This window comes from Psychrobacter luti (genome assembly GCF_014192115.1).
GTDB lineage: Bacteria > Pseudomonadota > Gammaproteobacteria > Pseudomonadales > Moraxellaceae > Psychrobacter > Psychrobacter luti.
Genome location: NZ_JACHXL010000004.1, coordinates 26496 through 39309, shown reverse-complemented (window position 1 = coordinate 39309; position 12814 = coordinate 26496). Strand labels below are relative to the sequence as shown.

Here is a 12814-nt window from a genome sequence, read left to right as displayed (position 1 = left end):
AATTCAAAATATATTGCTAAATGATTTAACTTAATATCAAGCTGTCATCTTCGACTTTTTCGCCGCGAGTCTGCTCAAACATATCAAGTAAATCATGCACATTCATGCCTTTACGAATATCGCCTGCGACATCGAGCACTACTTGCCCTTGATGTAGCATCACAGTACGCGTGCCATGTGCTAATGCCTGCTGCATCGAGTGAGTGACCATCATCGTCGTAAGCTGATTGTCCGTGACGATTTTATCCGTCAATTCTAAAACGAAAGCAGCAGTTTTAGGATCAAGGGCAGCCGTATGCTCGTCAAGCAGTAGAATCTTAGACGGCTGCAATGATGCCATCAATAGGCTAACTGCTTGACGTTGGCCACCAGATAACAGACCCATACGGTCGGTTAAACGATTTTCTAAGCCAAGCTTTAATACTGACAGTTTCTCGCGAAATAAGTCACGGTTATTTTGGTTTAGCGCAAAGCTTAAACCACGTTTGCCGCCGCGCTTATAGGCAAGCGCCATGTTTTCTTCAATGGTTAAAGCTTCACAAGTTCCCGCCATCGGGTCTTGAAAGACTCGAGCAACCCAATGAGCGCGTTGGTGCGCGGTTTTTTTGGTGACATCGATGCCATTTAATAAGATTGAACCGCTATCGACGCGCGTGGTGCCACTGACCGCATTTAAAAAGGTCGATTTACCCGCGCCATTGGTACCAATGACAGTCACAAACTCGCCATCAGCGATATTCAGATTGATACCGCGTAGGGCAGGGTTTTCAATGGGCGTTCCAGGATTAAAGGTCAACCGCAAATCTGTAGCTTGCATCATAATAATTATTCCTTATGGTTGCACATTGACATTAAGCCCGAACTTTACGACTTAAAAATTTATTTTTAGCTTTGGGCAATACCAAGGCCAATACCACGAGCAGCGCTGTAATCAAGTTTAAATCCTGCGGACCAAAACCGATACTACGTAGTGTATCGCTCGATAGGGCAACCTGAATAAACAGCTTGTACAATACCGCACCGACAACCACGGCAAAGGTAATCAGCCAAATTCGCTTGGCAGGAATAATAGTCTCACCGATGATGACCGCTGCCAGACCAATGACAATCGTACCGATACCGATCGAGATGTCTGCACCACCTTGCGTCTGTACAAACAGCGCGCCCGCTAGAGCAATCAAACCGTTGGAAATCGCCATACCGATGATGGTCATCCACGAGGTGTTGATACCTTGCGCCTGTGCCATACGTAGATTTGAGCCAGTCGCCCGCATCGAAAGACCGGTTTCAGTACTATAAAACCAGTTTAAAAATAACATGGCCAGTAGTACGACAACACCAATGATTAAGCACCGCATCCAGTAGCCATTGCCATCATGAACTAAGGTACTAAAGACCGTAGTTTCGCCCAACAGCGGCAAGTTTGGCGCACCCATAATCCGCAGATTGACAGAATATAAGGCAACCATCACAAGAATACTGGCAAGCAGCTGCAATATGCCCAGTTTGACGTGTAGCCAAGCAGTGACAATACCGGCAACTGACCCTGCTAGCATACCAAAGGCACAAGCAAGCCAAGGGTTGATACCTGCAATGATAGAAATACCAGCGACTGCGCCACCTAACGGAAAGCTACCGTCAGCGGTCAAATCCGGAAAGTCGAGGGTACGGAATGAGATTAGGACGCCGAGCGCCACTAGGCCATAAATCAGACCACTTTCAAGCGCACCAAAAAAAGCAATTAAAGACATAAGAGATCAGTAAGTCATAACCAAGCGTTTAGCAAATAACATTCTAGTGATTCATAGAATAAGTGAGCGCTATATAGCGGCGCTATTTTATTTATAAATGAATCTATACGTGAATTTTAGCTAAACGACGAAGCGGTGAATTTAACAGATTGGGTTATCTGCAGCTAGGGTAAAACAAAACTTGTCATTATTACGCATAATCATAAGTCCTGCTCATTTAAAGCCTTTAAAAAACAAGCCCAGCCTACTGACTGATAGCTGGGTTTTGTCTGCGCTAAATAAATAGCGGTATCGCCCATAGACGATAGTTGATAAAAAATTACCCTCTATCGGGACGATACCAAAAGTCGCAGTTATTCTACCACTACTTTTGCTTTATCGATAACGGCTTGTGGCAAAGTAATGCCTTCGTCTTTCGCATTTTTTGGACTGACATATAAATCAAGCGATTGCGGGGTATAAACAGGAATAGCACCCGCTTTTTCACCGTTTAAAATACGAGTAACGATTTTACCAGTTTCGCGGCCCAAATCGTAATAGTTTACCCCTAAAGCCGCAACGGCACCGCGCTCAACAGAGCTAGTATCAGAGGCAATTAGTGGAATCTTACTTTCTTTAGCGATTTGGTAAAGTGACTCATAGGCTGAAACGACGTTATTATCGGTTGAGGTATAAATCATATCGACTTTACCTTCAAGACTACGGGCAGCCATTGCGATATCGTTACTACGCTGAGCTGGTGCTTCGTGTACGTTGATACCTAGTGGCGTTAGGTTGTCTTTTAATGCTTTTAAAACGATGGTTGAGTTCACTTCGCCTGGACTATATACATAACCGACGTTTTTTAAGCTTGGGATAATTTGACGCATCAAATCGATTTGTGGTGCATAAGGGAGGGCATCCGAAGCACCAGTGACGTTGGTGCCAGAACCATCAAGTTTAGGCACCAATTTGGCTGCTACAGGGTCAGTCACTGCTGAGAATACCATAGGAATGGTGCTGGTAGAGGCAGCCACAGACTGAGCTGATGGTGTTGCAATGGCAACGATGACGTCTGGTGCATCAGCGACGAATTGCTTGGCAATCTGACCGGCAGTGGCGGTATTACCTTGGGCACTTTGGAAGTTGATGGTTAAATTCTCGCCTTCTTTAAAGCCGGCGTCATTTAATTCATCAATAACGCCTTTACGCACGTCATCGAGTGCTGGATGTTCAACGATGGCAGTAATAGCGACCGTTTTCATGGCAGCTTTGGCATCGCCACCTGTTGCAGCGCCGTCAGTGGTACTGGCATCTTGTGCTGATTGGTTACAGCCGGTCAAGATAGCGGTGCAAACACCGCCCCATAATAAAGCTTTTGCAAAACGATTTTGATACAACATGGGTCTGACTCCTGAGAATAATAATGTGTCCGTACATTATTTAAAAGGTAAATAAAAGGTAGCGCTGACTGCTTGTTAATCACGGTCTTTCTATTCAATACTCACTGCTGTTTGCCAGAGATTACTTACTGGTCTTTTGTGCTTCTTTATCGACATTGATGGCGTTTTTAAGTAAATCTGCCGATAGGCTAGTCCCTTGTTCAGCGGCATGTTTTGGACTGACGTATAACGTTAAAGTGTTCATCACTTGCGGTGCAATATCTTTAGTGGCTTCACCATTTAATACCCGATATACCATTTTGCCTGTGGTACGACCAAAGTCATAGTCATTGACACCAAGCGCTGCAGTCGCACCGCGTCTGACGCTAAATTCATCTGAGGCAATGACTGGGATATCAAGCTCGTTAGCCGCACTGGCCATGGCTTCAAAAGCTGAGACAACGTTGTTATCCAATGAGGTATAAATAACCTCTACTTTACCAGCAAGACTACGAGTTGCCATGGCAACATCGGTAGGGCGATTAGCGGTTACGCCCAATATCTTAAGCCCGCGTGCTGGTGCCGCTTTTTCAAGTTGTTTAAGTACTACGACAGAATTGGCTTCACCTGGGCTATAAACGTAACCAATGGTTTTTACATTTGGGACAATTTTTTGAATATTGTCTAACTGCGGCTCGATGGGCAATTTGCTCGACAAACCGGTCACATTGGTTTGGATAGGCACATCATTTTCGTCAATCAGCTTCGCTGCTAGAGGGTCTGAGATGGCAGTATAAATAACGGGAACGGTTTTAGTCGACGCAACAATTGATTGGGCAGAAGGCGTTGAGATGGCAACGATAGCATCTGGATTGTCACCGGCGAACTGCTTGGCAATCTGCCCAGCGGTTGCGGTATTACCTTGAGCGCTTTGGAAATTAACTTTGAGGTTTTGACCTTCTACATAGCCGTTGTCCGCCAGCTCATCAATAATGCCACGACGCATCTCATCTAAAGAAGGATGCTCGACAATCTGGGTGATGGCCAAGGTTTTGGCGGGCTTATCGTTGGTCGCGCTGTCATCAGCAGTGGCTGCAGGGTCAGTAGCATTATTAGAGCAGGCGGTTAATCCAAGCGCAGCGCTAATAGCAGCGCCGCACAGGCTAAGACGTAAAGTAGTGGCAAAGGTCATTTTATTTTGGCTCATAGGTTGAAAAGTGCAGGTTACCCGAGTCAATGTTATGTGCATGCTGAGATAACGGGCTAACATTAAGGTAATCAATCCATTGATCATTACGTCCATATTATGACAGTAATGTAACTTATGGCAATAAGAAAATAAAACGAGTTTGTCATTAGCTTTATAAAGACTAATTTAAATCAATTTTGGTTAGATAAATAATTTTGTTAATCAGGTCCTTCATACATAGTTATCCATGAATTTTAGGCAACAAAAAAGATGCCACGAAAGCATCTTTTTTATTCTATAAGTACAATATCATTTAAGCCAACAAGTCGCCAATCACGCAGTTGTCCGGTAAAGTCACTACCGTTAACTGTGTTTTTGGATTGCCCGTTGATAACACCATACCTTCTGAGACACCAAATTTCATCTTACGCGGCGCAAGATTGGTGACACAAATTACCTTTTTATCCAATAATTGCTCAGGCTCGTAAAACTTACGGATACCGCTAAAGACATTACGCGGTTTGTCTTCGCCAACATCCAAGGTGAATTGTAAAAGCTTATCCGCACCTTCGACATAATTACAGGCTAAGACGTGCGCCACTTTCATTTCAACTTTGGCAAAGTCTTCAATACCGATATAGTCAGCTTGTTCAGCATTGGTATCAGTATCAGCCTTTTCTGCTGGCTGAGTTTTTGCTGCCGCTGTTTTATCATCTGATTTGCTATCGGTATTAGCAGTAGGGGCATCTGCTTGCGTCAATGAGGCCTTTGAGTCTTCAACCATTGCCGCAACGTCTTTTTCTTCGATACGCTGCATCAAAGGTTTGAATTTATTGATTTTATGACCAAGCAACCACTCATTACGGCTGGCAAAGCTTAAATCGTCAATGTTTAAGAATTCTTTGGCATTGGCAGTTAGCTCAGGTAATACTGGCGCCAAATAGACCATCAATTGACGGAAGATGTTAATGGCGACCGAGCAGACATCTTGAACTTCTTGTTCTGACCCTTCTTGCTTGGCAAGCGACCAAGGTTTTTTCTCATCAATATATTCATTGGCTTTATCGGCGCACTGCATTATTAAGCGCATGGCACGCGAGAACTCACGGTTTTCGTAAGCGGCTGCAATTTCATCACCAGTCTTAGTAATATCTTCTAATAATTCTGACTCTACGCAAACCTCTGACAGCATACCGTCGTATTTCTTCACGATAAAACCCGCACTGCGACTGGCGATATTGACCACTTTACCCACCAAGTCAGAGTTGACTTTTTGCATAAAGTCTTCTAAATCAAGGTTGATATCCTCGACTTTGTCAGACAGCTTGCTGGCGAAGTAATAACGTAAGTATTCAGGATGCAAATGCTCCGCGTAAGTTTCGGCCTTGATAAAGGTGCCGCGTGACTTACTCATTTTTTCGCCATTGACCATTAAGAAACCATGCGCGAAGACACCCGTTGGCGTACGGAATTCACTACCCGCTAGCATCGCTGGCCAAAATAGCGCATGGAAATAGACAATATCTTTACCGATGAAGTGATAAACCTCGGTTTTATGCTCGTTTTCTTGCATCCAATAACGGTCGAAATCAAGCGCTTGGTCGGTACCTTCGCGTTTGTCACACAGGTTTTTAAAGCTCGCCATATAGCCGACCGGCGCATCTAGCCAGACATAAAAGTACTTGTCTGGCTCATCGCTTGGCGTATCTGGAATTTGAAAGCCAAAATAAGGTGCATCACGCGAGATATCCCAACTGGTCAAGCCAGCGTCAAACCATTCTTGTAGTTTATTGGCGACTGACGTTTGCAAGCGATTTTCGCTGCGCGTCCAATCTTTTAAGAATTGCTCAAACTCTGGTAAGTCAAAGAAATAATGCTTAGAAGTTTTAAGTACTGGCGTCGCATTGGATAACGTTGAATGCGGATTTATAAGGTCGGTCGCATCATAGGTGGTACCACACACTTCGCAGTTATCACCGTATTGATCCAGCGCCCCGCATTCAGGGCAAATGCCTTTGACAAAACGATCGGCTAAAAACAGCTGCTTTTCAGGGTCAAAAAGCTGCTTCACGTCCTTTGTGCTGATATGTCCGGCGCTATTAAGACGACGATAAATCAGCTCAGAGAATTCCCGATTCTCTTCTGAATGCGTTGAATGATAATTATCAAAGTTAATCAAAAATTTAGCAAAGTCCGCTTCATGTGAGGCTTTTACCGAGGCGATTTGCTCTTCTGGAGTCACGCCATTGGCTTCAGCTTTGAGCATGATGGCGGTGCCATGAGCGTCATCTGCGCAGACATAAGTAACCTCATGACCTTGTGCTTTCATCGCACGTACCCAAATGTCGGTCTGAATATATTCTACAAGATGCCCCAAATGGATATGGCCATTGGCGTAGGGCAGCGCACTGGTTACTAGAATCTCACGCACTTTCATCACCTATATTTTTATATAAACGGGTTGGTTATCAAACGTCTTAAGCGCTTTATGACGAGCAGGCGCGATATGATTAATATTAAACTATCAATGCTAAAAACGTCTAAAAACTTATAAAAAAGAGAAAAATTAAAAAAGTGTGCCTATGATACCGTAATTCGGCCAATTTTGTGACATTCCTCAGTAATTAATACGTTAACCAACATAGTCATTGGCTATATTATGCCGACAAATTGCTATTCATTTGTTAAGTATCAAAAATCTATTTTATCTAAAGAGGATTGTCATAAAGTGGCGATAAAAAACCCACTAAGCAATTTGCCAAGTGGGTTTTATAAAAAGAGATATTTCTTTGCGAATTAAAGTCTATTTTCAACGGCCGACTCTCTTTTAAAATGAGCCAAACATGGTTCCTAAAATAATAACTGCGACCACAGCAATTAATGGAATAATCATCGTTACCATGGCGACGTTTAGATACGACTGTTTGTGAGTTAAACCACAAATCGCAAGCAAGGTAATGACCGCCCCACTGTGAGGTAGGGTATCTAAACCGCCTGCTGCCATCACAGCAACACGGTGCATCAGCTCTGGGTCAATACCAGCGGCGACTGCCATTCTTAAATAGTCCTCACCCAACGTTGATAACGCGATACTCAAACCACCAGACGATGAGCCCGTAATACCAGCCAGCGTGGTCATCGCTACTGCTTCTGAAATCAAAGGATTATCAGGATTTAGGTTTAAGATGCTATCACGAATAATAAGGAAGCCTGCCAACGAGGCGATAACCGCGCCGTAACCAACTTCTGATGCCGTATTGAAAATCGGCAACATCGAATCATAAGTACCGCGGTTAATGGTTTTCTGCAGATTGTTCCAATGACCAATACGCAGCAAGATTAGCACGGTACAAGCAACGACCAATGAGATAATAATGGACCACAGCCCGAGTGAGCCTGCGATATTTAAATCCGGAAATTGAGTTTGTAAGGCGCTAAAGTCTATTGATGGGAAAATAGCATAAGTTAATAAAGCGTTTAAGGCGATGACCAGCACTAGGGGAATCATAGCAACGGTAAAGGAAGTATGATGTGTGCTGACCAAATTGGTTTCTACTGCGCCTCCACCAACGCCGCCGACATCCTCTTCATCATGCTGACCGTAGCCTTCACCTACTGCATTGGCTTTTTTAGCACGAGATTGCAACCATAACCAACCACAGATAAACATAATGGTACCGCCGATGAGACCCAAGATAGGCGCAGCAAAGACGTTGGTATTATAGTAGGGAATCGGAATGGCATTCTGAATGGCGGGCGTGCCAGGCAATGCTGTCATGGTAAAGGTAAAAGAACCTAAGGCAATCGCTGCCGGAATCAAGCGCTTGGGAATATCAGCAGCTTTAAACAAGTCTTTAGCGATTGGATAGATGGCAAAAGCCACGACAAATAACGACACGCCGCCATAGGTTAAGATGGCACAAACTAAGATAACCGCTAAAATGGCTTTACTGGCACCAAGCTTTTCGACCACGGTATTGGCAATCGCTGTCGCGGCGCCAGAGTCCGCCATCAAACGCCCAAATAGCGCACCCAGTAAGAAAATAGGGAAGAACTTCAGTAAGAATCCGCTTAGCGCCCCCATAAATACATCGGTATAGGCGGGGATACTGCTTAAAAAGTCACCTGAAAGTAATACGGCTAATATCGCCATAATCGGTGCTAAAATCAGCACAGAATAACCGCGATAAGCAAAAAACATCAATAGTAATAAAGTGATGACAATAGCAAATGTACTCATCATGATCCGCCCTCCTTGGCAAAGTTCAAGCATCGAGTATGCAGCGCATAGTGGCATGGGTCAATAAAATTAATCAAAATATGTAGTATTCGATATTTTATTAAACATAAATCTAGACTGCTGCCCTAGCGAATGAGTCCGTATTAAATGACGGTGCTAGCACGTAAGTTCTTACGGTTATTCTCTTCTCGCGGACACAATAATATGGTAAGTTAGTATAAGCGCTATACCTGATATATCGATAGAAACTGTATTATTATAATTTCAATTGATAACGAATATGAACAACAAAAATTCGACTTGCAAGGAGATAAGCATGAGTCGCTCAAAAGTATATAGCAGTGCCGAAGAGGCGTTAAAAGGTATCGTTAGTGATGGACAAACACTCGCTATCGGCGGTTTTGGTCTGTGCGGTATCCCTGAAGCGCTCATCGAAGCCTTACGTGATAGTGGGGTCAAGGATTTAACCTGTATCAGTAATAACGCAGGCGTCGATGAGTTTGGTTTAGGGTTGCTACTACAAACTCGCCAAATCAAAAAAATGATTTCGTCTTATGTCGGTGAAAATAAAGAATTTGAGCGTCAATACTTGGCGGGTGAGTTAGAAGTTGAGCTGACGCCGCAAGGGACATTAGCGGAAAAGCTCCGGTCGGGTGGCGCAGGTATTCCGGCGTTTTATACGGCGACTGGCGTCGGCACACAAGTGGCTGAGGGTAAAGAGACGCGTGATTTTGATGGACGCACTTATGTACTTGAGCACTCATTACGTGCTGATGTGGCATTAATCAAAGCGCAGAAAGCAGACAAATCGGGTAACTTAATATTTAATAAGACTGCGCGTAACTTCAATCCAGATTGCGCCATGGCAGGCAAGATTACCATTGTCGAAGTTGAAGAAATTGTAGAAACTGGCACCTTCGATCCGGATGAAGTGCATCTGCCGGGTATCTTTGTGCAGCGTATCGTCTTAAACAGCAATCCTGAAAAGCGTATTGAGAAGACGACCACTAAAGCCGTTGAAGGTGCTTAGATATAGGTTTTTTGAACCCTATAGACTCTTAAATAGATGATAATAAAGCAGTGTAAAAAAATAAGGAAATTACCATGGCATGGACAAGAGAACAGATGGCACAGCGTGCCGCACAAGAGCTACAAGACGGTTATTATGTAAACTTGGGTATTGGTCTACCAACCCTAGTCGCCAACTATATTCCTGAAGATGTGGATGTTTGGTTGCAATCAGAAAATGGTTTATTAGGTATTGGCGAGTTTCCAACCGCAGATAATGTCGATGCTGATTTGATTAATGCTGGCAAGCAAACCGTAACAGCAGAGCCGGGCGCCAGTTACTTTAGTAGCTCAGAGTCATTTGCGATGATTCGTGGCGGCCATGTCAATCTTGCAATACTAGGCGCGATGGAAGTATCAGAAAAAGGGGATTTGGCCAACTGGATGATTCCCAAAAAAATGGTCAAAGGCATGGGCGGCGCGATGGATTTGGTCGCAGGCGTACAGCGTGTGATTGTGCTGATGGAGCAAGTTAATAAACATGGTGAACCAAAAATCCTTGCCAACTGCGAGCTGCCATTAACTGGTAAAGGGGTCGTTGATCGTATTATCACCGAACTTGCGGTGTTAGACGTCACTGACAATGGACTAAAATTGGTTGAGTTGGCAGATGGCGTTAGCTTTGCTGAGCTACAAGAAAAGACGCCAGTGAACATTGCTCAATAAACCTGTTTAATAAATAAGCATTTGTAATATAGGCATCCAAAGAACCTATTTAATAATGGACTATAAAATATGGCGACCACATTACAACAAGATTTGACCGGCAAGGTAGCATTGGTCACAGGCGCTGCCAGCGGTATCGGACGTGATATCGCTGAGACTTATGCCAAGGCAGGTGCCGCAGTTGGTATTGCCGATATTAATCTTGCAGCTGCGCAGCAAACGGTCGACGCTATCGAAGCTACTGGTGGATGCGCACTGGCAATTGCCATGGATGTGACTTCAGAGGATGCCGTAAACGCTGGCGTGCAGCAGTTAGTGGATACCTTTGGTGGTATTGATATTCTTGTCTCTAATGCTGGCATTCAGATTATTGACCCGATTCATAAAATGGCGTTTGATGACTGGAAAAAAATGCTTGCTATCCATTTAGATGGGGCGTTTTTAACCACCAAAGCTGCTGTACAACACATGTATAAAGGCGATAAAGGCGGTACCGTCATCTATATGGGCTCGGTACATTCGCATGAAGCGTCACTTTACAAAGCGCCTTATGTGACCGCCAAACACGGACTACTTGGACTGTGCCGTGTGCTGGCAAAAGAAGGGGCTGAGCATAATGTACGCGCGCATGTGATTTGCCCAGGGTTTGTCAAAACGCCGTTGGTCGAAAAACAAATCCCGCAACAAGCGGCTGAAAAAGGCATCAGTGAAGAATCTGTGGTGAATGACATTATGCTGGTTAATACTGTCGACAAAGAATTTACCACCGTTGATGACATTGCCCAATTGGCGTTATTTTTAGCAGCCTTCCCAAGCAATGTATTTACCGGTCAGTCTATTGTTGCCAGTCATGGTTGGTTTATGAATTAACGGCGCGGTCAATGGAAAGGTTAGCAGGCTGTTTGATTGGTTTAAAAATCATTAGCTTGCTAATAAAACACCAATCCATTAGGATTTGATTTTATGTTAATTTGAGCCAATTATATTGGCTCTTTTTTATGAGCGCCTGTTGCATAATGTTGCGCTGCACGGAGTAAAAAGAATGAATAATGAAGACTTAGCGGTGACCCTTGCTGCAAAACTAAGCCGTGCTATCGAGCAGCAGCAGTTTGAGCAAGCAATTAATGAAGTGCAAGCATTACGCCCGATTGATATCGCTGATGTGTTGGCGCTTATTGAACCCAAATTCGCTTGGCAAATACTTGAGGTTTTGCCCAATCGCTCGACGATATTTGCGTATTTAGACGCTGATATTCAGGTTGCGATGGCTCTTGAGTTTCCGCGCGCAAGCCTAGCAAAGATAGTCGGGGAGATGCCATCTGATGAGCGCACTGACTTATATAAGCATCTAAATCAGGAGCAGCGAGATGCGCTGCTACCCGCACTTGCACAGGCAAAACGTGAAGATATTCGCAGGCTGTCTGCCTATGAAGAGCGCACGGCTGGTGCGTTGATGACATCTGACTATGCCACTTTAGCTGCGCAGATGACTGTTGCAGAGGCATTGGATGCGTTACGATTGGAAGCCCCTGATGCTGAGACTATTTATCATGCTTATGTGATTGATGGTGCGCGTAAGCTGCTAGGCGTGGTGTCATTAAGGGTGCTGATTTTAGCGTCGCCTGAGCAGCTGATTAATGACATCATGGTGCGCTCAGTCATATCTTGTGATGTAAATGACGATCAAGAAGATGTTGCCAAAGCGGTTGCTCGCTATGACTTAATTGCTTTGCCAATTACTGATGCCAGCGGTGCGTTAGTTGGTATCGTCACTCACGATGATGCCATGGACGTTGCTAGCGATGAGGCCACCGATGATTTCCATAAGTCGGGTGGTGTTTCGACTATGGTCGGTAAGTTAAAAGATGTTAGCATTCGTATGTTATACCGCAAGCGCGTATTTTGGCTGGTGTTTTTAGTCTTTGGTAATCTACTTTCAGGGCTTAGTATCTCAAACTTTGAAGATGTTATTGCCGCCAATTTGGTATTGGTGTTTTTCTTACCGCTACTGGTTGATAGTGGTGGTAACGCCGGCTCTCAGTCTGCAACCTTGATGGTACGTGCGCTAGCCACTGGCGATGTGGTCATGCGCGACTGGTTTTCATTGCTCGGTCGCGAAGCCTTGGTTGCGCTCATGCTTGGGGCGACGATGGCGGTAGCTATCGCGCTTATCGGCTATGTGCGCGGTGATGCCGTAGTCTCACTTGTGCTGGCGCTGAGTATGATGTCGGTGGTCATGATTGGCTGTGTGATAGGTATGAGCTTGCCTTTTGTGCTCAATAAACTTGGTTTTGACCCTGCTACTGCCAGTGCGCCTTTGATTACCTCGGTATGTGATGCTTCAGGTGTGCTGATTTATCTGTTTATTGCTTCAAAATTCTTAGCTATTTAATTTCTTCACGCCCTAATAAGGGTAATAAAGAAATAACAACAATTGGCATCAGTCATCAATAATAATTATTAAAAATAAATGGCAGGATAGATGGGTTTTACAAAGCATCATCCTATTGGCGTTGTGGTTTTTTTATCCTTGTAATTG

At 44.3% G+C, this 12814-nt stretch carries 10 protein-coding genes; 4 read left to right on the top strand and 6 right to left on the bottom strand.

Going from position 1 to position 12814, the window contains the following annotated elements; all coding sequences use genetic code 11:
- Positions 1 to 25: 25 nt before the first annotated feature.
- The 6 genes from FHS24_RS09255 to FHS24_RS09230 all read right to left on the bottom strand — a co-directional run bounded on the left by FHS24_RS09255 (position 26) and on the right by FHS24_RS09230 (position 8544).
- On the bottom strand, positions 26 to 820 hold the full coding sequence (locus tag FHS24_RS09255; protein WP_183620875.1) for an ABC transporter ATP-binding protein: 795 nt from the start codon (positions 818 to 820) through the stop codon (positions 26 to 28).
- A gap of 31 nt (positions 821 to 851) precedes the next feature.
- On the bottom strand, positions 852 to 1751 hold the full coding sequence (locus FHS24_RS09250; RefSeq protein WP_183620874.1) for an ABC transporter permease: 900 nt from the start codon (positions 1749 to 1751) through the stop codon (positions 852 to 854).
- Between the two features lie 353 nt (positions 1752 to 2104).
- Positions 2105 to 3133, bottom strand: coding sequence for an ABC transporter substrate-binding protein (locus FHS24_RS09245; RefSeq protein ID WP_183620873.1), 1029 nt, complete (start codon positions 3131 to 3133; stop codon positions 2105 to 2107).
- Positions 3134 to 3254: 121 nt separating this feature from the next.
- Positions 3255 to 4304 (bottom strand): ABC transporter substrate-binding protein, encoded by a 1050-nt coding sequence (locus FHS24_RS09240; RefSeq protein ID WP_183620967.1) that lies wholly within the window; start codon positions 4302 to 4304, stop codon positions 3255 to 3257.
- A gap of 310 nt (positions 4305 to 4614) precedes the next feature.
- Entirely contained in the window at positions 4615 to 6738 is a 2124-nt protein-coding gene (metG, locus tag FHS24_RS09235; RefSeq protein ID WP_183620872.1) for a methionine--tRNA ligase, read from the bottom strand.
- A gap of 390 nt (positions 6739 to 7128) precedes the next feature.
- Positions 7129 to 8544, bottom strand: coding sequence for a GntP family permease (locus FHS24_RS09230; RefSeq protein ID WP_183620871.1), 1416 nt, complete (start codon positions 8542 to 8544; stop codon positions 7129 to 7131).
- A gap of 313 nt (positions 8545 to 8857) precedes the next feature.
- Here FHS24_RS09230 and FHS24_RS09225 point away from each other — a divergent pair, with 313 nt between their 5' ends.
- From FHS24_RS09225 to mgtE, 4 genes are all read left to right on the top strand, one after another.
- Positions 8858 to 9571 carry a CoA transferase subunit A gene (locus tag FHS24_RS09225; RefSeq protein WP_183620870.1) on the top strand — a complete coding sequence of 238 codons (714 nt, stop codon included), beginning with the start codon at positions 8858 to 8860 and terminating at the stop codon, positions 9569 to 9571.
- 74 nt (positions 9572 to 9645) lie between these two features.
- Positions 9646 to 10275, top strand: a complete 630-nt coding sequence (locus FHS24_RS09220) for a CoA transferase subunit B (RefSeq protein WP_183620869.1) — start codon at positions 9646 to 9648, stop codon at positions 10273 to 10275.
- 69 nt (positions 10276 to 10344) lie between these two features.
- Positions 10345 to 11145 carry a 3-hydroxybutyrate dehydrogenase gene (locus FHS24_RS09215; protein WP_183620868.1) on the top strand — a complete coding sequence of 267 codons (801 nt, stop codon included), beginning with the start codon at positions 10345 to 10347 and terminating at the stop codon, positions 11143 to 11145.
- A gap of 172 nt (positions 11146 to 11317) precedes the next feature.
- Complete coding sequence (gene mgtE, locus FHS24_RS09210; RefSeq protein WP_183620867.1) at positions 11318 to 12667, top strand: magnesium transporter; 1350 nt, start codon at positions 11318 to 11320, stop codon at positions 12665 to 12667.
- Positions 12668 to 12814 lie beyond the last annotated feature (147 nt).